Source organism: Flavihumibacter petaseus NBRC 106054 (assembly GCF_000974785.1).
Lineage (GTDB): Bacteria > Bacteroidota > Bacteroidia > Chitinophagales > Chitinophagaceae > Flavihumibacter > Flavihumibacter petaseus.
Genome location: NZ_BBWV01000001.1, coordinates 211,844 through 236,248, shown reverse-complemented (window position 1 = coordinate 236,248; position 24,405 = coordinate 211,844). Strand labels below are relative to the sequence as shown.

Below are 24,405 nucleotides of genomic sequence, written 5' to 3'. Positions count from 1 at the left end.
TTGATTCTCTCGTGACGATATAAAACCCCGGGCCCCTGCCGGGGTTTTATTCTTAAATTGTACCATGTTGCGATACTGCCTGCTTGTTCTGATTTTTAGCTGCGCGCTTGCTGCCAGCGCCCAGGAGACTTTTAGTTTCCGGGTCATGCAGCAGATGAAGCTGCGCATCGTTGCCGGAGGCACAGGTAAAACGCTTTTTCAGGACCATAAAGCTGTCGCATTCCTTTTTCTCTCCCCCGATTGTCCCCTTTGCAAAAATTATGGGGTGGTCCTGCAAAAAATCAATGACGCTTACTCCTCCCGCGTGCAGATGATCGGCATTATTCCCGGCGCCGCTTATTCCGACGAGGAAATAATAGGCTACATGACCAAATACCACATCGATTTTCCGGTAGTGATCGATCCGAAATTCAAACTGTCATCCTATCTTAAAGCTACTGTTACTCCCGAAGCGATACTGCTTGACCCCGACGGCTGGAGCCTTTACCGGGGAGCAATCGATGATTGGGTTGTAACGCTGGGCAGAAAAAAACTCCGCCCGGAAAATGAATACCTCAAAACAGCAATTGACCAATATATCACCCATCAACCGATCCAGGTGAAACAAACCGCTCCCAAAGGTTGCCTGATCAATGAATTCTAGACCAAGATGAAGACGCTGCATTCCAAACTAATTACGCTCTTTGGCAGTCTGTTCCTTTGTGCGGTTGCATACACCCAGACGCCAACCTATTACGACGATATCGAACCCATCATCATGGCCAACTGCGCGCCCTGCCACAAGCCCGGGGAAGCCGGTCCCTTTTCACTGCTCACCTACCAGGACGTTGCCAAAAGAGCCAGCTTTATCCGCGATGTTGTACAATCGCGTTTTATGCCACCCTGGAAAGCGGATAACAGCTACGTGCACTTCGCCAATGACAGGTCCCTCTCCGATAAAGACATTCAGAAAATCGTTCAGTGGGTGGATGCCAAAGCACCCGCCGGCAAACGCAAGTCAGGGACGCCTGCTCCCGAGCAAAATATTGTGACCGGAACTACCTATCCCAGGAAACCGGATATGGTCCTGCAGATGTCTGACAGCTTTGTCATCTCCGGCGGCAATTATGAACAGTACGTAATCTTCAAACTTCCCTTTGAACTCAAGGATTCTTTCAATGTGGAGGCCATTGAGTTCATCGCCAACAATAAAAAACTGGTGCATCATGTGAATTATGCCATCCACCCCGTACTGGATGAAAGCATCGACATGAGCAAATCCGTACCCCTTGTTAACCTCACCGACGGCAACCGCCGTCTATTTGATCAGTATCAGCCATATCGTAAGACGATCACGTATTACGGTGGCTGGATTCCCGGTGCCCGGTATGAATCATATCCCGGCGACTTCGGCTGGGTAATGCCCAAGCGCGGCGTCATCCTGATGACCGTGCATTTCAGCCCCATTCCGGAAAACGAAACCTTCCGCGGTGGAGTAAACCTTTTCTTTAAGAAAACTAAAGTGAAACGGCCTGTCAAAGTGGTCAGCTTTGGTTCCGGCGGTATCGGCGAAGGTCAGATCGATCCGATCTTTTACATCAAGGCCAACGAAAAACAAACCTTTACCCTGGATGTCAGTAACCCGAACGAAGACCAATCCCTGCTCTACGTTTGGCCCCATATGCATCTTATCGGAAAAGTATTTAAAGCCTACGCGATCACCCCGGCGAAAGACACCGTGAGGCTCGTAAACATCCCTGACTGGGATTTCCGCTGGCAGGAAGTTTACCGCTTTGAAAAACCTGTGAGGATACCCAAAGGCTCTGTGATACATATTGAAGGGACCTATGACAACACAGCAGACAACCCCTTCAACCCGAATAGTCCGCCGAAAACCATTTTCTCAAGAGGCGATATGAAAACGACTGATGAAATGATGACGCTGATGGTCATCTTCGTTCCCTATCAGCCAGGTGATGAAAATATTAATCTCAAATCTGAATGATCAAGCGTCCGGTCATAGGGCAACTGGTAACACTCCTGCTGATGCTGGCAGGAGGCGCCCACGCTCAGGCTCCTTTGTTCAGTTTGATGAGTTCCCGCGAAACCGGGATTGATTTTATCAACCGCGTCACTGAGGATGATTCACTTAATGTATTCCGTTATGAATATCTCTATAATGGTGCGGGTGCCGGAATCGGTGATTTCAATAATGATGGTCTGCCGGATATTTACTTCTCCGGCAATATGACCCCATCGAAGCTGTACCTGAACAAAGGTGGCATGTCGTTCACTGACATTACCGCCGCGTCCAAAACTGCCGGCAATGGCCGCTGGGCCACTGGTGTTTGTATTGCTGATGTGAATGGAGACGGTCTGACCGATATTTACCTGTGTCATTCAGGCAAATACGCCTCGCCTGAGGAGCTAAGCAATGAATTGTTCATCAACCAGGGCATTCAAAACGGAATTCCTGTGTTTAAGGAGATGGCAAAGGCCTATGGTCTCGATGCACCAGGCACCCAAAGTACACAAGCCGCATTCCTGGATTATGACAGGGACGGTGACCTGGATATGTTCCTGCTCAATCATTCCAATCACACGTACAATCCCTTCCTGAATACCAGAAAAATCAGGGCAACACCTCACGCAGGATTTGGTAACAGGTTGTTCCGGAATGAGGGATCCATAAATGGCATACCTGCATTCACCGATGTGACACAACAGGCTGGCATCATCAACAATGCACTGAACTTTGGACTGGCGGTAGTCGTTTCCGATATTGATAAAGACGGCTGGCCGGATATTTATACTACAAGCGATTATACGGAGAAGGACTGTTTCTACCGGAACAACCGAAACGGAACCTTCACCGAAAGTCTTGAAAAATCTTTCGCACATATTTCCAAATACAGCATGGGAGCGGATATCGCCGATATCAACAATGATGGCCGGCCGGATATCCTGACCCTCGATATGCTTCCTGAAGGAAACCACCGCCAGAAAATGCTGAAAGGCCCGGATGAATACGATCAATATCACCTGTTGCTGGACAGCGGGTATTACAAACAGCAAATGCGTAATATGCTGCAGCTGAACCAGGGTGTTGATGAAAGCGGTAATCTCCGGTTCAGTGAGATCGGTCAGCTTGCCGGCGTTTCCAATACAGACTGGAGCTGGTCGGGACTGATGGTAGATTTCGACAACGACGGCTGGAACGATCTGCTGGTCACCAATGGTTATCTCCGTGACTATACAGACATGGATTTCATGAAGTACACAGTAGCAGATGCCAAGTTTGCCGCAGTTAAAGAAGGAAAAGAAGAATTTAAAACCGCCGCCCTGGTAAGGCAGATGCCATCCAACAAGCTTCCGAACTATATTTTCCGGAATGAAGGCAGTCTTCATTTCACCGACCAGACGAAAAACTGGGGACTAACACAGGCTGCCATTTCCGGTGCTGCGGCGGTTGCCGATTTCGATAACGACGGAGACTTTGATATCGTGATTTGCAACAACAATGATCCGGTGGCCATTTACCGGAACAACGGCAATAACAAACATTTCCTGAAAGTGATCTGCAGAAGCCACAATGGCTTTGCCCCGGCATTGGGAACGCGGCTTGAGCTGACCACGGGTGACGGGAAAAAGCAATACCGGGAATTGTATACAGTTCGCGGTTATCAAAGTACAATAGGCGGGGAAACGATTTTCGGAACCGGCAACAATGAAAAACTGCAATCCCTGCGCGTTATCTGGCCGGATGGTTCCGATACCTTAATTACTGCTATTGCCACTGCGCAAACGATCACACTAACGCAGCCCAATAGCCGAAAAACTATTTCATCTGTCGCAGCTGCAATGAGTACTGGTCTTTTTTCACCTGCGACAGCAAAATCAGGACTTGATTTTGTTCACCGCGAGAACAGTTTTATTGATTTCAAAGACGAAGTATTGTTGCCGCAAATGCTGTCGAGGCAGGGGCCGGCATTGGCCGCTGCGGATGTTGACGGAAATGGCAGACCGGATGTTTTCCTGGGCGGTGCGATCGGGCAGGAGGGGGTATTGTACCTGCAGACGAGTGACGGAGCGTTTGTGCGGGCCGGAGCACAGCCATGGATTGCTGACTCCAGTGCCGAAGATGTCAACGCCATATTTTTTGATGTCGATAAAGATGGCGACCCGGATCTGTATGTGGTGAGCGGTGGCAATGAATACGCGGATCAATCTCCGGAATACCAGGACCGGCTCTATATCAATGACGGAAAAGGAGGGTTTACCAGGCTGACTGACGCGCTTCCTGCCATGTTGTCTTCCAAACAAACAGTTGCTGTTGGTGATATTGACCGTGATGGAGACCTGGACCTGTTCGTGGGCGGATTCTACACACCGGGTATGTATCCGCAGACGGCACCTTCCTGGCTGCTTCGCAACGATTCACAAAACGGTAAAGTAAGTTTCACAGACATCACCCATGAAATAGCAGCAAACTGGTCACCCGGGGCAATAACCTGTGCTGCATTTGCAGACCTGGATGGCGACGAATTTCCGGAGTTGGTGGTTGCAGGCGATTGGATGACAGTACAGGTGTTTGGGAACCACCGGGGCAAACTGGATAAAAATGCAAAGCCTATCGGGGAAGCCGGATCAGGGTGGTGGCGTTCGATGTATGCCGGAGATTTTGACGGGGATGGCAAGACAGATCTCCTGCTGGGGAACTGTGGAATGAACATGCAGATGAAAGCCACGGTAGCCGAACCTGCGCGCCTGGTTGCGGTTGACATAGATGATAACGGAACACTTGAGCCGTTGCTGAGCTATTATATCCAGGGACAATCTTTTCCTGTTGCCTCAAGAGATGAGTTGCTGGAGCAGGTGACTCCCCTGCGTAAGCGATTTGTGTATTACAAGGACTATGCTGATGTAACTGTTGACCAGATTGTGCCGAAGGCAAAAATGAAACAGGCCATCCGGTTACAATGTAATCAGATGGCATCCGGTATTTTGTGGAACCAGGGAAGTAACCGTTTTGTATTTGATGCATTACCGGTGGAAGCCCAGTTTTCGGCTGTGAACGGCGCGGTATATGAAGACTTCGACCAGGACGGTACCAGGGAACTGTTACTGGCCGGCAATTTTGAAGCTTACCGTGTAACTACCGGTCAGTCCGATGCCAGTCTCGGTTGCCTGCTACAACCCAAAGGTCCGAGGAAATTTGAGGCGGTTGATCCTGCCACCACAGCGCTTTACCTGGGCGGCGATGTCAGGAGATTGTCCCTGATCAAAAACGGAACCGGAACATCTTATATACTGGCCGCCCGTAATGACGGCCCGGTGGAACTGCTGAAAATTAACAAGTGAAATTGAGTATCAATCGCTGGCTGTTGCCGGTATTATTGTTGGTTGGCGGTGCTGCAAGGACCCAAACGCCAAAAAAGAATGACGTGAATGGAACTGCGTTGCTGCACAGGGCTCATCAGGCACTTACCGATGTGATGGTGCATGATATATTTTCTCCCCCGGTCGCAAGCCGGGTTTACGCATATACACACATGGCTGCCTATGAATGCCTGGCGCATTTTTCACCATCGTTGAAAAATTTGCAGGGGCAGGTGATGGACTATCCCCGGATCCAATTTCCGGATACTGCAAGGATCGATCCGGTAATTGCGGCCTTGTATGCTTTCCAACTGACGGGGAAGCAGTTGATTTTCTCCGAGAAGGTTTTTACAGATTCCCTGGACCACCTGAAGACGATTGCCGGATCGGGACTGAAAAAGGGAAAGTCTTTGTCCGCTTCCCTGGCGGCCGGCAAACTGGTGGCGGACAGTATCCTGGCATGGTCTGGCCGCGATCATTATAAGGAGACAAGAAAGATGCGCCGGTACAGTTATAAAAAGGACCCCGGGGCGTGGCTACCAACTCCCCCGGGTTATATGGCCGCAGTGGAGCCGAACTGGCGGATGATCCGGCCGCTGACAATGGACAGCGCTTCCCAATTCAGGCCAGCCCCCGCAACCGTTTTCAGTAAGGAAAAGGGCAGCGCCTTTTACCAGCTGGCGGAAGAAGTTTATACGATCAGCAAGCAGCTGACAAAGGAGCAGAGAGAGATTGCCCTTTTCTGGGACTGCAATCCCTTTTTTCTGAATACCCAGGGGCATCTTAATTATGCCACCAAGAAGATCTCACCCGGGGGGCATTGGATGCAGATTGCCGGCCTGGTCAGCAGGATGAAGGGAGCAGACCTGTTTACCACCTCAAAGGCCTATACAGCGACGGCAATGGTCATTTTTGAGGGTTTTATCAGTTGCTGGGAGGAAAAGTATCACAGCCAGCTTATCCGTCCGGAAACCTATATTAATGCCTATATGGATGAATCCTGGAGACCGCTGTTGCAAACCCCGCCTTTCCCTGAGCACTCGAGCGGACATAGTGTGGTATCTGCAGCAGCCAGCGTGGTACTTACCAAAGTTTTTGGCGATCAGGTAGCCTTCACCGATGACACCGAAGTACCGTTTGGCTTACCGTCCAGGCAGTTCCGGTCATTTGAGGAAGCCAGCAAAGAGGCAGCGATTTCCAGGTTGTATGGCGGGATCCATTACCGGCCGGCCATAGATAACGGGTATAAGGAAGGGGTGGAGGTTGCCGGATGGATGCTGGGACGGGTGAACCTGGGCTGGTAGCCCGGCAAGTGGCAGGCCTGGGGGCCAATTTCTTTTGCAAACCAAGGAAAATCCTTAACTTTGCCCTCCGTTTTCATATATTCTGAACTGTCCACGGGAATTTGCAAATGGCCATTTATTCGTAATTTCCTGCAAATCAGATCGATCGGAAGTTGATGTGCGTGATGAGGAGCAGGCAGGAGATGAGTATATCAAAATAAAAAACCGGTTTAAAATACATATGTCTTCAACAAAAGTGAACTCCAGGATCAGCTTTGCCAAGATTAAGCACCTTGCTGAAGCGCCTGACCTGCTGGAAGTGCAGATTCAATCGTTTAAAGACTTCTTTCAGTTAGAAACCACTCCCGACAAACGTAACAACGAAGGCCTGTTTAAGGTATTTAAGGAGAACTTTCCCATCACCGATACCCGGAACATCTTTGTACTGGAGTTTTTGGATTACTTTATCGATCCGCCCCGTTACACTATTGAAGAATGTATGGAGCGCGGTCTCACTTATGCCGTTCCGCTCAAGGCAAAACTCCGCCTGAGCTGTAACGACGAAGAACACGTTGACTTCCAGACTATCGTTCAGGACGTATTCCTGGGCAATATCCCTTATATGACGCCGAGAGGCACCTTTGTGATCAATGGTGCTGAACGCGTGGTTGTATCCCAGTTGCACCGTTCACCCGGTGTATTCTTCGGTCAGTCCATTCACCCCAACGGTACCAAGATTTACTCTGCAAGGGTAATTCCTTTCAAAGGTGCCTGGATGGAATTCGCAACAGACATCAACAACGTGATGTATGCGTACATCGACCGCAAAAAGAAATTTCCCGTTACAACGCTGCTGCGTTCTATCGGATTTGAAACGGATAAAGACATCCTCGAACTTTTCGGCATGGCCGACGAAGTAAAAGGTGAAAAGAAAGCCCTGGAGAAATACCTGGGTAAGAAACTCGCTGCAAGGGTGCTGCGTACCTGGGTGGAAGATTTCGTTGATGAAGATACCGGAGAGGTTGTGTCCATCGAGCGGAACGAAGTGGTGCTCGAGCGTGATACCATCCTTGATGAAGAAGCGATCGAAATGATCGTTGATATGGATGTGAAAAGTGTATTCCTGCAGCGTGAAGACGTTGGTGGAGATTACGCCATCATCTACAACACCCTTAACAAGGATACTTCCAACAGCGAACTCGAAGCCGTTCAGCACATCTACCGCCAGTTGCGCGGTGCTGATGCTCCGGATGACGAAACTGCCCGTGGTATCATCGACAAGCTGTTCTTCTCCGACAAACGTTATGACCTCGGTGAAGTTGGCCGTTACAAAATCAACCGTAAACTCAACCTCAATTATCCCCTTGACCATAAAGTACTGACCAAGGAAGATATCATTGAGATCATCAAATACCTGGTACGCCTTACGAATGCCAAGGCTGAGATCGACGACATCGATCACCTGAGCAATCGCCGGGTACGTACAGTGGGAGAGCAGCTCTATGCTCAGTTTGGTGTTGGTCTGGCCCGTATGGCCCGTACCATCCGCGAAAGAATGAACGTTCGCGACAATGAAGTATTCACCCCGGTGGATCTCATCAATGCCCGTACGCTTTCTTCCGTAATCAACTCCTTCTTCGGAACCAGCCAGTTGTCCCAGTTCCTCGATCAGACAAACCCCTTGTCTGAAATCACCCACAAGCGTCGTATTTCGGCGCTCGGACCAGGTGGTTTGAGCCGGGAACGTGCCGGATTCGAAGTACGTGACGTACACTACTCCCACTATGGCCGTCTCTGTACCATTGAGACACCGGAAGGTCCGAACATCGGTCTGATCTCCACCCTTTGCGTTCACGCGAAGATCAACGAGATGGGCTTTATCGAAACACCTTACCGCAAGGTTGACCATGGCAAAGTGAACATGAAGGAGCTTACGTTCCTCAGTGCTGAAGAAGAAGATACTGCCAAGATCGCCCAGGCCAATACACCGCTCTCCGAAAAAGGTGAGTTTGTGGAAGAAAAGGTAATCAGCCGCGAAACCGGTGATTTCCCGATCCTCGACAAAGGTGATGTTGAATATATGGACGTAGCGCCGAACCAGATCGTGGGTCTCAGTGCATCTCTGATCCCCTTCCTGGAGCATGATGACGCCAACCGTGCGTTGATGGGATCAAACATGCAACGTCAGGCTGTACCGCTGATCAAGCCCCAGGTTCCATTTGTTGGAACCGGTCTGGAAGCAAAAGCTGCCCGTGACGCACGCGTTCAGATCCTCTCTGAAGGAAATGGTGTGGTGGAATATGTTGATGGTAACGAAATTCATATCCGTTACGATCGGAACGACGAACAAAGACTGGTAAGTTTCGAGGAAGACCTCGTGGTTTACCGCCTTACAAAATATCAGAAGACCAACCAGGAAACTTCTATCACCCTGAAGCCTGCCGTTAAGAAAGGCCAGCAGGTGAAAGAAGGAGACTTCCTCACCGAAGGATACGCAGTACAGGGTGGCGAAATCGCCCTGGGCCGCAACCTCAAAGTGGCGTTCATGCCCTGGAAAGGTTACAACTTCGAGGATGCCATCGTGATCAATGAAAAAGTAGTTCGTGAAGACCTCTTCACTTCTATCCACATCTCTGAGTACGAACTGGAAGTTCGCGATACCAAGCTCGGTGAAGAAGAACTGACTCCCGATATTCCGAACGTTTCTGAAGAAGCTACCAAGGATCTCGATGAGAACGGTATCATCCGGATTGGCGCCCACGTGAAGGAAGGAGATATCCTGATCGGTAAGATCACTCCTAAAGGTGAAAGCGATCCCACTCCTGAAGAGAAACTGCTCCGTGCCATCTTCGGTGACAAGGCCGGTGATGCGAAAGATGCTTCTCTCAAAGCGCCGAATGGTGTTGAAGGTGTGGTAATCGACAAGAAACTGTTCCAGCGTGCGAAGAAAGACAAGAACGGTAAAGTGCGTGAAAAAGCTGCTTTGGAAAAAGTAGAAAAAGTGCACGAGAAAAATACTGCTGACCTCCAGGAAGTACTCCTGAGCAAATTGCAGACATTGCTGAAAGAAAGAGCTTCAGCCGGCGTAAGCAACAACTTCGGCGAAGTACAGATCGGCAAGGGTGCCAAATTCACTGCCAAGAACCTGGCAGGACTTGACTACCTGAACATTAACCCGCTGGGCTGGACAAGCGACGAGAAAACTGATAGCCAGATCAACATCCTGCTGCATAACTACAGCATTAAATACAACGAAGAACTGGGCCGTTACAAGAGGGAGAAATTCAATATCTCCATCGGTGACGAACTTCCGGCCGGTGTATTGAAACTTGCCAAGGTTTATCTCGCTGTGAAGCGTAAACTGAAGGTGGGTGATAAGATGGCGGGTCGTCACGGAAACAAAGGTATCGTTGCCAAGATCGTACGCGCGGAAGATATGCCGTTCCTTGAGAATGGTGAGCCGGTGGATATCGTGTTGAACCCGCTGGGTGTACCAAGTCGTATGAACCTTGGACAGATCTATGAAACCGTTCTCGGTTGGTGCGGTGAGCAACTTGGTGTGAAGTTCGCAACACCGATCTTTGATGGTGCTACAACCGACGAGATCGAACAGTATTGCTCCAAAGCAGGTATTCCGATGATGGGTCACACCCACCTGTATGATGGTGAAACCGGTGATCGCTTCCACCAGAAAGCTACCGTGGGTATCATCTACATGATCAAGCTGCATCACATGGTTGACGACAAGATGCACGCCCGTTCAATCGGACCATACAGTCTCATCACACAACAGCCGCTGGGTGGTAAGGCACAGTTCGGTGGTCAGCGTTTTGGTGAGATGGAAGTTTGGGCACTGGAAGCGTATGGTGCATCCAACATCCTCCAGGAGCTGCTTACCATCAAATCGGATGATATTATCGGCCGCGCGAAGACCTATGAGGCGATCGTTAAGGGCGACAATATTCCGAGAGCAGGTGTTCCAGAGTCTTTCAACGTATTGATTCATGAGTTGAGAGGTCTTGGTCTCGATCTGAAATTCGATTGATAAATGACCTGATATAAAATCAAAGGGAACCTATTTAAGGTTCCCTTTTTTGTTGGCTCATGTACATCCCGATCGTGATTATCGTATGAGCAGCACAGTGCCGCGCTTCATTTCATGCTTTCTGAACAGCACATACCTGCAATACCAGACATAGGTGCCCTGCTGCATGGGGGTGCCGTTCACAGTTCCGTCCCAGTATTTATGAATATCAGTTGTTTCATAAACTTTTTTACCCCAACGGTCAAAAACGCTGAACTGAAAATTTCGCGCGTCCCCCTGGAAGATCGCCTTGAGCTTATCGTTCAGGCCATCACCATTGGGACTGAAAGCATTGGGAACAAAAATGTGTTCCGGACAAGTCGAATCTTTCACATTGATCTCCGCAACGGCAGTACAGGCATTGGAATCAATGACATTCAGCTGATATTTTCCCGGTAGATCGACCAGGATAGTGGGTGTCGTTTCCCCGGTGCTCCATTTATAGGATTCAAAGATTGCGGTTGGTCCCACCCATACCTGTTCATAAGAACACTTCACCGTATCAGCCATCAGAAATCCCGGCGTGATTTGGCGGGGTATAGTGAAAGGAAGTGTCGCTTCTTCTGCTTCATGGTCGCACAGGTCCACCACTGAGTTGCCGTCACTGCCTTTTTGTACATGTAACATATAGTTACCCGGTGCCGGAGGATTGGAAAATGTAATGGTCACCTGGCGGGTATAGCCATTCAGGGCATTACAATTCAGGGGTTCAATCTTTGCAATGCCAACTGCCGGGGTTATCCGAAAATCGCTGCCATCTGCGGCAACCGAACTGCATTTCACCGGAAGGGTCAGTGAAAAGGTCAGTTCGGTATCCGTACATTTCTTGTTTATCTTTTCCAGCGTTGGTACCCTGCTGCCATCAAAAAAGGCATCCGACTGGGAGAAATCGATAGTAAAACCCTGACTGGGACCACCATTGGCATAATTGCCAAAATTGTTGATCATGATCAGGTAGGTGTCACCTGTATGCGCATCGATCGGTTTCAGGAAGGAATGCTGAAATGTACCGCCTTGCACGCTTGTTTCATTATATCCCTTCCTGATGCCAACGATACCATCCACATTGCTTCCATCAAAGTTGTTATTAAAATTGCACCTGACGATCTGGGAAGCGGCGAGCCTGTCGCAACTGCCGTTGGTAATGTTGAACACAGCAAAATCATAGTCGTCGCCGGGTTCTTTGGGAATGATATCGAAACACAGTTTTCCAGGTCCCCCAATTTTGACCATCATGTACATGGAATTGGTTTCCTCGCCACCACAGGGTGTGGAAGTAAAGTCGACCTTACTGCCCGGCCCCTGGTAACTATAGGGGGTGGAAAAGCTGTTTCCGCAAAGGTAGAGAGCGTTACAGGCATCCTGTTCCGGTTGAAGCGGCGGCAGTTCAAACTGGGCAGCAACTGTCATGGCGGCCAGCAGGGCACCGGTAACCATAACAACCTGGAAAAGATACTTGGAAATCACCTTTTGAGAGACACCAGATTACATCGTAAACGTTGCTTATATGATCGAAAGTTTCGTCTCTTTTTAAAGATCTCTTTTCAGGGCAATCCCGTTTCTGCCACCAGTGTGTTTTCCGTTGGCCAGTACTGGTTGCCCATTCACCAGGATCCCCACGTGAAACCTGAAGAGAACTGGTGGGGTTGAACGTAAACCGAATGGTCGCTAACCGTAACGGGGTCAAATATCACGATGTCGGCCGCGAAACCTTCCTGTAAAAGCCCGCGGTTCCTGAGATGGAATTTGCGGGCTGCGAGGGAAGTCATGCGGCGGATCGCTTCTTCCAGGCTCATTACTTTTTCTTCCCGCACATATTTGCCAAGAACCCTCGCATTGCTGCCATAAGCACGGGGGTGCGGCATGCCCTTTCCCGGTACAGGAACGCCTGCATCGGCACCCACCATGCAAAAGGGATAACCCATGATATATTTTACATCACCTTCATCCATCCCGTGATAAATCATTTGTGCGCCGCCACCGGCCATCATGTCGAGGATGGTTTCTGCTTCCTCATTCCTGTTCTTTTTCCTTCCTTTCAGCGCATTGATTTCGGTAATGCTTTTCCCGTTATAACCGGTATCAGCTGAATAATTCGCCACTACAGCGTAAGAATAGTTCTTATACTTGTAGTCAGCAAGCTGTTGCAACATTTCCTTTTTGATACGGGCTCTCGTCCCGGGATCTTTCAGTCTGGCCATAAACGAGTCGTTACCACCTGCAAAGGCCCAATCCGGAAGCCTGACGCCGAGATTGGTGGAGCTCGCGGTATAGGGATACTGGTCGATGGTGACATCGTAACCATTACTGCGGGCTGCTTTCACCAGGTCGAGTGTCTGTCTGGAATTTCCCCAATTCGCTTTTCCGCTAACCTTAAAGTGAGAAATCTGAACGGGAATTCCCGCTTCAATGCCAATATTGATCGCTTCTGTTACGGCTTCTGCAGCCTGGCTTTCCTCATTGCGGATATGAGACGCGTATACACCGTTATCATAACCTGCAACTCTTGCCAACGCCACCACTTCCTCAGTTTTGGCGTATGCACCAGGAATATAAATCAGACCAGTACTGAGGCCAACTGCACCCGCTTTCATCGCCTGGTCCACCAATTTTTCCATCGCCTGTAATTCTTCCGGACGGGGCGCCCTGTTTTCTCTTTGCATTACGGCATTGCGTACTGTATTGTGGCCGACAAGGGATGCGACATTGATGGAAGGTTTCAGCGAGTCCACCCTGCGGAAAAAATCACCAATGTCAGATTCTGAACCACCGCAGTTACCGGTGATTACGGTAGTGACGCCATCATAAATATAATTGTCAGCTGTCGGCTGACTGAAAATGCCGGTTTCAATATGGCCATGTACATCAATGAATCCCGGCGCTACAGCCAGGCCTTTGGCGTTTATAGTGTCTTTTGCGCTGGCATTGGTGAGTTTGCCGATCCGTTGTATCCTGCCACCAGATACAGCAATATCGCCATAGTACCAGGAGTTGCCTGTACCATCGTATATCTTTCCGTTAATGATCAGGATATCATACTGGCCAAACAGCAGCTGGCCGCTCGCCAGGAAGAGAAACAACAAGAATTGTCTATGCATGAAAGGCAGTTTGCTTAAACTTAGGTATTTTGGAGGATATGAAACTCCTAACTTGTCTTTTTGCGGGTATGTTGTCGGTTTTTACCCTTGATGCACAAACGAAAAGAGCATTGCGACCTTCTGACGTATATCGCCTCCAGGAACCGTCAGGCCCGAAAGTTTCTCCCGACGGCAAGTGGGTGCTGTTTACACTGCAATCTGTTGACAGTGCAAAAGACAAGAACAAGTCCGATCTGTGGATGATATCCTGGGATGGAAAGGAACAGGTACAGCTGACTTTTGACGGAAGCGGGGCTTCCCAGGCCAGGTGGAGCCCTGACGGCCGCTTCATATCATTTGTAGCGACAAGAGGGGAAGACAAATCCGGGCAGGTTTACCTGCTTGACCGCAGGGGAGGAGAAGGAAAAAAGCTGACCGACATCAAAGGTTCCATTGAAGACCTTGACTGGTCACCTAACAGCAAATCACTACTGCTGTCAATCAAAGACCCGGATTTCAGTGATTCAGCCAGTACCAAAATCCGCAAACCCTATGTCATCAACCGCTATCATTTCAAGCAGGATACGGAAGGTTATCTCGACAGCGCACAAACCCATCTGTACCTGTTTGGACTCGACAATAAAAAACTGGACACCCTCACCCGTGGCATTTATAACGAACGCAATGCCACGTTTAGTCCCGATGGTAACCAGATTGCCTTTGAAAGCAATCGCTCTGACCTGCCGGACAGAAATGAGAACACAGATATTTTCGTGATGGAGAACCGTCCTGGTGCTCCTGCGAAACAACTGACCACCTGGAAAGGTGAGGATAGTGATCCCTTGTGGAGCCCTGATGGTAAATCGATCGCCTATCTGCAGAGTTCCAGTGATGAACCGTTCACCATGTATGGTCAGAAAATGGCTGCGGTTGTTCCCTCCGCCGGGGGAGAAAAACAACTGATGACAGACAAGGCAGACCGGCCTGTTCGCGATCTGCACTGGTCAGTGAATGGCAAAAACCTCGTGATGCTCATGGAAGACGACCGGCAGGTAAAAGTGATCTCAGTTGAAACGGCGGGCAAGAAAGTGACTATACTCAGCGAAGGAGAGCGAAGTTTCTATGCTTTGGAAGATCACCCATTGCGTAATGCCTGGATTACCGTGATGAGTACACCCGACCGCCCCGCAGAACTTGCAGTGCTTGAAAACGGAAAACTGCAACAGATCACGCATGTGCAGGATTCTTTCCTGGCACCCCTGGTATTGCCAAAGGTCCGGGGATTCCGCTCAACAAGCAAAGATGGCACATTAGTGTCGGGAATCCTGTATACACCTGCTGATGCCGTTGAAGGAAAGCGTCTGCCCCTGATCCTGTTCATCCATGGCGGACCCGTCGGACAGGATGAATTCGATTTTGATTTCACCCGCTTGATGTATGCAGCTGCAGGTTATGCCGTGGCAGGGGTGAACTACCGCGGCAGCAGTGGCAGAGGCGTTGATTATATCAGGTCTATTTACGCAGACTGGGGAAACAGGGAGGTAATGGATATCATCGGTGCTGCTGATCACCTCATTCAGACGGGTGTGGCGGATGAGAACCGCATGGGTATTGCCGGTTGGAGTTATGGGGGTATCTCCACCAATTATACTATTGCCACAGACAGCCGGTTTAAGGCAGCGGTAAGTGGTGCAGGAAGTTCGCTGCAGTTAAGCCTGTATGGAAGCGATCAGTATGTTACGCAATACGAAAAGGAACTTGGCGCTCCCTGGCAGAAACCTGAAAAATGGATCGCCGTATCTTATCCATTTTTCAAAGCCGACAGGATCAAAACGCCTACGTTGTTCATGGCAAGTGAAAGTGATTTTAACGTACCCGTTGCAGGTGCAGAGCAAATGTACCAGGCGTTGAAATCACTGGGCGTGCCCACGGAATTGGTCATCTATCCCAAACAATACCATGGCATCACGGTTCCGAGCTATCTGAAAGACCGCTACCAGCGCCATATACAGTGGTTTGACAAGTATCTCCGTTAAAGAAGGTAATAGTCTTTTTCGGTTGCCCTTTGCCGTTCCCGTTCCTGTACTTCTTCCGAAAGCATTTGCTTGAGGTTCTTTTCAATGCTGTTGGCTATCGCCGTCATGGGCGTATCGGTCGGTTTACTTTCGAATGGATCCTGCAGGTGTATGGCCATTTTTTCAATAAGCAGAAAACTGGCTGCAATGGCCACAACCAGCGGGACCTCAAAGAAGCCGAAATATTCGATGACTCCGAAAGGCAACAGCGCAATAAAGAACAACAACGCGAAGTGAATATAAAGGCTGTATGTTACTGGGAACACCGTATTCTTTATCCTTTCACATTTTCCCATGGCATCACACAGGCGGCTTAGGGTCCGGTCTATTTCAATTTGCTGATAAGTATTGATCCATCCCTTGTCCAGCGCGATCTTCAGGTCTTTGGCCTGCAGGTCGAGAATGGCAGCCGGGGTATTGTCCATGCGGATCAGGTACTCCATGTCCCTCGTACTGAGTCTTTTTTCCAGCGACTGACGGCATGGCTTGCGCCGGAGGTACTCACCCAGGCAATAGTTCCAGGCGATCTGGCGGTTTATAATACGCTTCCTGAAATTCAGGATGGCTTCATCTTCATACAGGTTGCTGGTAAAACTGATCACCTGCCGGCCCAGTGTACGTGAGTCATTCACGATCGCGCCCCAGATGTGGCGTGCCTCCCACCACCTGTCATATGCCTGGTTGCTTCTGAATCCAAGCAGCAGGGAAATAACAGTTCCAAGAATGGTGGGGATCGCGATCGGGATCGAAATCCTGGTGATGTGATAATTTTCGTAAAGAACAACTATCAGCACCGCATACAGCGTGATCCAGACAAGTTCGTGTTTGATCTTGCCAAAGATATAGCTGAAGGGAATATTTTTCTTCAATAACATGTTGCAGATTTTTAGGAAGAAGCAGTTTCGAGTGCCGGCTCTTCTTGCCTTACCCGGCCGGTACGCAGGCGGATGCTGTATATCTCGCGGAGCACTTCTACCTGCTCCAGTTCTTTACGGATGAGTCCGCTGAGGTCAAGACTGCGGGGATGCAGGGCGGAAAGATTTTGTCCATCAGCCAGGAAGTAATGACTGATATTGTTGTATTCGATAAAATTCCGGAGTTGCTTTTTGCTGTTGCCGTAAAGGAACCGGTAACCCGCCTGCACAAGGTTCGGATGATTGTTTTTAAGGCGGCAGCACTCCCGGCGGAAAGACTCAGACAATACAGCGAGATGGGGCCTTTCCGTTTTATCTACAACGTCCTGTTCAGATTCCGGAAGCGAAAATGCGTGGAAGAAATAGAGATTAACTTTTTCGTTTCCGAGATTTTCGAGCAGGTAATCTGCAGCGGCGAAAGAGCTGGCAGAAAAATCAGTGGGGATGAGGATTGTTTTCATATTTTCTTTTCCACAAAACTCACCCTCACGGATTAGGTGCTGCTAAGAAAGGCATTAGAATACCTTAAGAAGTACATTAGAGCGGGATTAGAAGCTTCAGGCGCTGGTAATCAGGGGAAGGTGCAGCGTGACCTCAGTGCCCTGTCCAAGCCTGGAATGTACCAGTATCGACCCCTCATGAATACGGGCAATGTTTTTGGTGAGCGGCAATCCGATACCGAACCCTTCAAATTCCTGGCTGTTACTCGCCCTGAAGAATGGCTCGAAAACATGTGCAATTTCCTTGTCAGGGATACCGATTCCCTGGTCGCAGACGGTGATGGCTGCCATATTGCCTTTACGGCCGATCCTGATAGTGACTTTCCGGTGACGGGAATATTTGACAGCATTGGAAATTATATTGCCCAATGCCAGCAGCAGGAGGTTCCGGGAGCCCCATACCTGCAGCAGTTCCGCCTGATCATCCCGGCTGATATTTTCCACACTGAATTCATTCTGGCCATTTAACCGGCGTACTGATTCGAGTGCCTCTTGCAGCAGTTCCAGCAGGTCAATGTTTTCCCATTCCTGTCTTTTGCCGTTGAACCCGCTTTGCGCCATTGTCAGCAATGCCGATACCATTGTATTCAGCCGGTCTGCATGCTGCTGAATTTCAAGGATGGTCTGCTGGTAGGCTGCAGGTGCGCGTTCCTGCTGCAATGCCCAATCGGCTTCCCCAATGATACTGGTCAATGGTGTTCTCAGTTCATGAGAAGCATTGCTGATAAAATTATTCTGCGTTTCAAATGCTGTCTCAAGGCGGTCCAGCATGGTATTGTAAGTCTTTGTCAACTCGGCAATTTCATCCGCGCCCTTGCTTTCTTCCAGGCGCATATCGAGGTTGTAGGCACTGATCTCTTTTGATTTCCGGATAATCTCCCTGACCGGTTGAAAGGCCTTTCTTGCAAAAAACAGGCTTACGATATACACCAGCAAAACCCCGGAAATAAAACTCACCAGTTTGACATCACGCATCTTTTTTTTGGTGCTGATGCCGTACTCATTCACCGCGCTCTTGATAACAAGATAGTCCTGGTTGTCGTCGTGGTACAGTATGCCGGCATAGTCGACATCGCCCTGGTGATGGTATACTGTTTTTCCGCCTGCTGACAGGATTGCCTGGAGGTAGGAACCGGGAAGCCACTGGTTTTTCCTGTCAATAGTGTCCGTACGGATGACGTATTCATTTTCCTGGGGGAGATATTCAAGGTGGCGTTTGCGCAATTCTTCATAGGTATTGCTGCTGATGTGATCCTGCTCGAACAATACTTTGGATGCCACCACTGCCCGGAGTTCCAGCCGCTTCAGAAAATCGTTGTTCACGAATTTTGTAGTGAGCAGATAGGTACTTACGCTCATGATCCCCAGCAGGCAGGCAGTAATCACCGTGAACAATAGGGCTGTTTTAACCTGTATCCTCATGATGCGGAAGGTTTCAGCACATAACCCATTCCTACTACTGTATGGAGCAGTTTGGAATCAGGGTCCTGGTCGATTTTTTTCCGGAGGTAGTTGATGTAAACATCCACCACGTTGGTGGTCATGTTGAAATCTATACCCCATACATTTTCCAGGATATCCATGCGGTTAAGTACCCGCCGCTGATTCCTGATAAAGTATTCCAGGAGCCGGAATTCGGTGGAAGTCAGTTGTACTGGTTTACCGGATCGGCTCACCGTTTTCGCATCAGTATCCATCACGAGGTCTTCTACAGAAAGGATAGCCTTGTCACCGGTATCTTCGGGCTGGTAACGGCGCAGCAATGCACGGATCCGCGCCTCCAGTTCTGCAAATTTGAATGGTTTGGCCAGATAGTCATCGGCACCTTTGTCAAGGCCGGTTACAATATTCTCTGTACTGCCGAGTGCTGTAAGCATGAGTATCGGCGTAGTGTTGCCCTCACTGCGCAGTTTTCCGCACAGTTCCAGTCCGCTGATTCCCGGCATCATGATATCCAGGATCACCAGGTCAAAATGATGGGTCCTGGCCATATCGAGTCCGGTCAGGCCATCAGGGGCCAGGCTGATCATGTAACCTTTTTCAGTGAGGCCCTTCCTGATCAGCAGGGCAACGCTCGGTTCGTCTTCCACTACGAGAATATTCACCATCCCGCAAAGGTAAGCCGGCTGTATTTTCAGGGAAGAACCGCGGCTTAAAAATCAATTAAACAGGAGATCTCTTAACACTTCATATCGGTTGGGTATCAGCGTTGCCGACTTTTCGCGGTCCAGCAGGTGCAGCAAAGCGCCCGGAATGGGTATTTTTTCGCCTGTTTCCGCTTCAACCACTTCCGGGAATTTGATCGGGTGGGCGGTTTCCAGGAATAAGCCCGATTCTCCGGCATGATCGCCAAGCCAACGGTGCAATGCAGTATAGCCTACCGCTCCGTGCGGATCAAGCCGGTAATTCAGATCCCGGTAAACCTCCCGTATAGTTGCCCTGGTTTCATCGTCTGTAATGCTGACGGCTGAAAGCATCTGATGTAAGCCATCGGGGTTTTCACGAAAGATTTCCAGGATCCGCACAAAATTGCTGGGATCACCCACATCCATGGCATTTGAAATGGTTGCCCTGGCCGCTTCCGGAACATACTTTCCATCCTGAAGGAACCTGGGCACCACATCATTGATATTGCAGGCTGCTATGAAATGCGATACCGGCAGTCCGGCTTTCCAGGCCATAATGCCTGCGCAAAGGTTTCCGAAATTACCGCTGGGTACCGCTATCACGGGAGGCGTTGCGGCATTCCATTGCTGCAGTGCAAAGAAATAGTAAAACTGCTGTGGCAACCAGCGCGCCACATTGATGGAGTTAGCTGAAGTAAGGAAACGGTGTTTGCGCAATGCTTCATCCCGGAATGCCTGTTTGACCATACGCTGGCAGTCGTCAAAATTACCCTCCACCTCCAGTGCGGTGATGTTGCCACCCAGTGTTGTCAATTGTTTTTCCTGCACCGGACTTACTTTTCCTGAAGGATACAGGATCACCACGTCAACGCCTTCCACATGATGAAAGCCACTGGCTACTGCACCGCCGGTATCCCCTGAAGTGGCTACCAACACAGTGATCTTTCTTTTTTCGCCCCTGGCAAAATAACCAAGACAACGACTCATGAATCTCGCACCGATATCTTTAAACGCAAGGGTGGGGCCATGGAACAACTCGAGGCTCTCTATTGATTCGTCGACTTTTACAAGGGGGATAGGAAATGCAATGGTATCTGATACGATCTCATGGAGATCATTTTCCGGAATGGTGTTGCCAACAAATGGCTGTATGACCCGAAAGGCAATCTCTTCCCGGGAATGTTTCTTCAGGTCCTTCAGAAAAGCTGCATCTAGCGCCGGTAGTTTTTCGGGGAAATAGAGTCCGCCATCAGGAGCCTGCCCCTGTATGGTAGCTTCCCGGAAATCAGCGGGAGCAGTCTTGCCGCCGAGTGAATTGAATAGCATAGTTGCTGATTGTATCGTTGCTCAACCAGCCAAAGGCTGGGTACGCAATGTGGTGATGTAAGTTTTGTAATCGATGCCGAGACGCTCATAGATATTCTCCATCAGCCCGGCGATTTGTGAAGCGGTTGCTTTATCGCGGCTAAGCATGAAAATGGAAGGTCCGCTTCCGCTGATTCCACCGCCTAATGCTCCTGCTTCTCTGCTTTGCTGTTTAACCTGGTCGAAACCGGGGATCAGTATGCTCCTGACGGGTTCAATGATTACATCTTCAAGCGATCGGCCGATCAGGTCATAGTCGCCCTGCAAAAGGCCTGCAACAAGCCCGGCGATATTACCCCACTGCCGGATAGCATTTTTGAGCAACACTTCTTTCCGGAGGATCTGACGCGCATCTGCAGTCTTCACTTCGATCTGCGGATGCACTACCGTAACAAAAAGTGGGGGTGCCTGCAGTCTTACGATATCAAGCGGGAAAATGGATCTGATCAGTGTGATCCCGCCCATAATACAAGGAGCAATATTGTCTGCATGCTTTACCCCGCTGGCGAGCTTTTCACCCGCCATCGCGAATCGTACCAGGTCAGCGTCATTGAATCGTTTGCCCAGCAACTCATTCGCAGCGACTACTGCCCCGGCTGCGCTGGCAGCACTGGAACCGAGTCCGCTTCCCGGTTTGATATTCTTGGTGATGGTCATATCAAAGCCAACCGGTTCGGGTATGGACTGCATCATTTCCAGGAGGGCTACACCCGCAACATTTTTGGAAGGCTCGGTAGGGAGATGATATTCATCGGTGTGATTGATCCTGATCCCCGGCTCCCCGCTCAGTGAAATGGTGATCTTGTCAAACGGATCATTCAACGCCATGCCCAGTATATCAAACCCACAGACCATATTGGCCACAGTGGCCGGACAGTTTAAGGTAACAGTATTATTCGGCATATTTTCTTTGATTGGTTTAATGAAGGGTGGCGCGAAGAATGTCGGCAAATACACCTGATGCTGTTACATCAGCTCCCGCACCTGCACCTTTGATCACCAGTGGCTGCTGTGCATAACGATCGGTATGAAAAAGAACAATATTGTCCTTGCCATACAGATGATACAGATCGTGACCGGGTTCAATTTCCTGAAGACCGACTGCGGCCTTTCCATTTTCGAATGTGGCCACAAATTTCAGTTTGTTACCCCGTTGCTTAGCCTGCTCATAGATATTGCTGAAATGCTTTTCCTGGTGAAGCATTTCTTTGTAGAAATCTTCAACAGATCCCTGCATACAGGATTCCGGCATGAAGCTGTCGTTCTGGATGTCTTCCATTTCAAGACGGGCGCCGGCCTCGCGGGCCAGGATCATTATTTTGCGCATCACATCCTTGCCGCCAAGATCAAGCCTTGGATCAGGTTCAGTATATCCCTCCTGCTGCGCCTGCCGCACTACACCAGCAAAAGGTTTTGTGCCGTCATAATGATTGAATACAAAATTCAGCGTGCCGCTGAGTACAGCCTGTATACGGTGCACCCTGTCTCCGCTTTTCAGCAGGTCGTTCAGCGTACCGATCACCGGAAGCCCGGCACCCACATTCGTTTCGAAAAGAAATCCCGTGTTGTAGTCATGAGCATGCTTTTTAAGTGATTCATAATAGGCGTACGGGGCGGAGCAGGCGATCTTGTTACAGGCCACCACTGCAATATTCTTCTCCAGCAATAAGGGGTACACCCCGGCTACTGTTTCACTTGCAGTAATATCTACAAATACTGTATTGCGCAGATTGCGTTGAATGGCACCTTCCACAAAGTCCCTGATAGTGCCGGGAATACCCATTTCAAGCGCCTGCTTCCAGGATGAAAGGTTGATACCGTCTTCGTTGAATACGATCTTTTTGCTGTTAGCCAGCCCGATGACGCGCAGTTGCAGCCGCGCATGTTCAATAAGGTATTGTTGTTGTTGCTGCAATTGCTGCAACAGCCGGCTTCCCACATTACCTACTCCTGAAATAAACAGGTTTACCTGCCGAAGGGTGGTTTCAAAAAACTCTTCATGCAGCACGTTGATCGCTTTCCTCACATCACGGGTGGCAATCACGGCAGAAATGTTCCGTTCAGAAGAACCTTGTGCGATCGCCCGCACATTTACACCGTTCCTTCCCAACGCGCCGAACATCTTTCCGCTGATGCCGGGATGACTTTTCATCTGTTCCCCTACCAGGGCGACAATGGAAAGATCCTTCTCCACAATCAGCGGCTCTACGCGCCGCAGGCTGATCTCGTTGGTGAATGCCCTGTCCACTGCGGCCTTTGCCCTGTCTGCAAACAATGCTTCCACACCCACGCAGATAGAGTGTTCTGATGAACCCTGGGTAATCAGGATAACGTTGATATTCTCGGCTGATAGCGCTTCAAACAGTCGCCTGGAAAATCCCGGTACGCCCACCATGCCGCTTCCTTCAAGACTCAGCAAGGCGAGTTGATTGATGCTGCTGATCCCTCTTACGGCTGCTCCGTTCCGGTAACTTTCAAGCTGAATAACGGTGCCGGCATCCTGCGGTGCAAATGTGTTTTTGATCCATACCGGAATACCCTTATTCATCACCGGTTGTATGGTGGGTGGATAAATGACCTTGGCGCCAAAGTGGGACAATTCCATGGCTTCCTGGTAAGAAATCGCCGAAATAACTTTTGCATTATTTACCCATCGCGGATCGGCCGTCATCATGCCACTGACATCTGTCCAGATTTCAAGGTGGCGCGCATTGATCGCCGCAGCAACAATCGCCGCTGTGTAATCAGATCCCCCTCTGCCGAGCGTGGTGCTGATGCCATTGCCGTCGCTTGCAATAAAACCGGGCATCACTACCAGAGGCTCCTGCAGTTCAAAGAGGGAATCCCGTAACAATTCATTTGTGCGGCCGAAATCGACCTGTGCATTGCCAAAGCTGGCGTCGGTCCTGATCAGCAGGCGGCTGTCCCACCAGGCAACGGGTTGCTTCCTCGCCTGGAAAGCGGCAGTAATAATTTTTGATGAGATTAACTCGCCATAGCTGAAGAGCTTGTCGCGCGTGCGAAGTGAAACTTCTCCCACGAGGAAGATACCGTTACAAAGATCTTCTATCTCGTTACAGAGCGTTTTGACTGCACTGAGCAGGCTGCTCTGCTGTTGAATGGGGATCAGCTTCTTGACAGCGTCAAGATGTCTTGCCGTAATCGCTTCAATCAGTTCGCGAAAGGATTCATTGCCTGCCGCTGCCATTTCACTGCATTGGAGAAGCGCGTCAGTGGTGCCGCCGAATGCGGAAACAACCATGACTATGGGATCTGTTTTAATTTTTTCCTGAACGATGGTCATCGCCGCCTGGATGGCTTCCGGAGAACCGACTGATGTACCGCCGAATTTAAGTACCTGCATATATTGAATGAACTTAGGATGGAAGGGGAAAGATTATTCCTTGTTGTAAAGCCAAAGGCCCATGGATGATATGGAAAACTACAACCCTTAACGGGTTGTGGTAGTTGTTGTGGTGGTGGTGGAAATGAAAACAACAGTCCCGCATGCAGAGGCTTGCGTGGAGTGAAGGGTGATATGTTGAACCTGTGTTTTCAAAACTTTGTAGGAATGAAAATACACACCAGGAGTGACATAACAAGTGTTAGTTTATAAAATTTGT

At 49.6% G+C, this 24,405-nt stretch carries 15 protein-coding genes; 6 read left to right on the top strand and 9 right to left on the bottom strand.

Annotation, left to right across the window (positions count from 1 at the left end):
• Nucleotides 1-64: 64 nt before the first annotated feature.
• From FPE01S_RS00920 to rpoB, 5 genes are all read left to right on the top strand, one after another.
• The gene (locus FPE01S_RS00920) at nt 65-643 is read left to right on the top strand and encodes a redoxin family protein (RefSeq protein ID WP_052955424.1); all 579 of its coding nucleotides are present in this window, start codon (nt 65-67) and stop codon (nt 641-643) included.
• 6 nt (nt 644-649) lie between these two features.
• Nucleotides 650-1,984 (top strand): c-type cytochrome, encoded by a 1,335-nt coding sequence (locus FPE01S_RS00915; protein ID WP_046367079.1) that lies wholly within the window; start codon nt 650-652, stop codon nt 1,982-1,984.
• Nucleotides 1,981-5,340: a VCBS repeat-containing protein gene (locus FPE01S_RS00910; RefSeq protein WP_157473852.1), complete on the top strand. Its 3,360-nt coding sequence runs from the start codon at nt 1,981-1,983 to the stop codon at nt 5,338-5,340. The genes FPE01S_RS00915 and FPE01S_RS00910 overlap by 4 nt, the downstream gene beginning before the upstream one ends.
• Nucleotides 5,337-6,662 carry a vanadium-dependent haloperoxidase gene (locus FPE01S_RS00905; RefSeq protein WP_046367078.1) on the top strand — a complete coding sequence of 442 codons (1,326 nt, stop codon included), beginning with the start codon at nt 5,337-5,339 and terminating at the stop codon, nt 6,660-6,662. The genes FPE01S_RS00910 and FPE01S_RS00905 overlap by 4 nt, the downstream gene beginning before the upstream one ends.
• Nucleotides 6,663-6,882: 220 nt before the next feature.
• Nucleotides 6,883-10,686 (top strand): DNA-directed RNA polymerase subunit beta, encoded by a 3,804-nt coding sequence (gene rpoB / locus FPE01S_RS00900; protein ID WP_046368519.1) that lies wholly within the window; start codon nt 6,883-6,885, stop codon nt 10,684-10,686.
• A 78-nt stretch (nt 10,687-10,764) separates the two neighbouring features.
• On the opposite strand, the gene FPE01S_RS00895 is transcribed toward rpoB, so the two are convergent.
• Nucleotides 10,765-12,192 (bottom strand): T9SS type B sorting domain-containing protein, encoded by a 1,428-nt coding sequence (locus FPE01S_RS00895; RefSeq protein ID WP_157473851.1) that lies wholly within the window; start codon nt 12,190-12,192, stop codon nt 10,765-10,767.
• A gap of 137 nt (nt 12,193-12,329) precedes the next feature.
• Entirely contained in the window at nt 12,330-13,823 is a 1,494-nt protein-coding gene (locus tag FPE01S_RS00890; protein WP_245623916.1) for an N-acyl-D-amino-acid deacylase family protein, read from the bottom strand.
• A gap of 38 nt (nt 13,824-13,861) precedes the next feature.
• Here FPE01S_RS00890 and FPE01S_RS00885 point away from each other — a divergent pair, with 38 nt between their 5' ends.
• A complete protein-coding gene (locus FPE01S_RS00885; protein ID WP_046367076.1) occupies nt 13,862-15,838 on the top strand; it encodes a S9 family peptidase in 1,977 nt (658 codons plus the stop codon).
• Here the strand turns inward: FPE01S_RS00885 and FPE01S_RS00880 are convergent.
• The 7 genes from FPE01S_RS00880 to thrA form a co-directional block, all read right to left on the bottom strand.
• Nucleotides 15,835-16,752 (bottom strand): bestrophin family protein, encoded by a 918-nt coding sequence (locus tag FPE01S_RS00880; protein ID WP_046367075.1) that lies wholly within the window; start codon nt 16,750-16,752, stop codon nt 15,835-15,837. The two genes, FPE01S_RS00885 and FPE01S_RS00880, sit on opposite strands and share 4 nt — an antisense overlap.
• Before the next feature lie 11 nt (nt 16,753-16,763).
• The gene (locus FPE01S_RS00875) at nt 16,764-17,252 is read right to left on the bottom strand and encodes a universal stress protein (protein ID WP_046367074.1); all 489 of its coding nucleotides are present in this window, start codon (nt 17,250-17,252) and stop codon (nt 16,764-16,766) included.
• A gap of 96 nt (nt 17,253-17,348) precedes the next feature.
• Complete coding sequence (locus tag FPE01S_RS00870) at nt 17,349-18,713, bottom strand: HAMP domain-containing sensor histidine kinase (RefSeq protein WP_046367073.1); 1,365 nt, start codon at nt 18,711-18,713, stop codon at nt 17,349-17,351.
• Nucleotides 18,710-19,399 carry a response regulator transcription factor gene (locus tag FPE01S_RS00865; protein WP_046367072.1) on the bottom strand — a complete coding sequence of 230 codons (690 nt, stop codon included), beginning with the start codon at nt 19,397-19,399 and terminating at the stop codon, nt 18,710-18,712. Before FPE01S_RS00865 ends, FPE01S_RS00870 begins: the two co-directional genes overlap by 4 nt.
• 51 nt (nt 19,400-19,450) lie before the next feature.
• A complete protein-coding gene (gene thrC, locus FPE01S_RS00860) occupies nt 19,451-20,743 on the bottom strand; it encodes a threonine synthase (RefSeq protein ID WP_046367071.1) in 1,293 nt (430 codons plus the stop codon).
• Nucleotides 20,744-20,764: 21 nt separating this feature from the next.
• The gene (locus FPE01S_RS00855; RefSeq protein WP_046367070.1) at nt 20,765-21,685 is read right to left on the bottom strand and encodes a homoserine kinase; all 921 of its coding nucleotides are present in this window, start codon (nt 21,683-21,685) and stop codon (nt 20,765-20,767) included.
• A gap of 16 nt (nt 21,686-21,701) precedes the next feature.
• A complete protein-coding gene (gene thrA / locus FPE01S_RS00850) occupies nt 21,702-24,146 on the bottom strand; it encodes a bifunctional aspartate kinase/homoserine dehydrogenase I (protein WP_046367069.1) in 2,445 nt (814 codons plus the stop codon).
• Nucleotides 24,147-24,405: the final 259 nt, after the last annotated feature.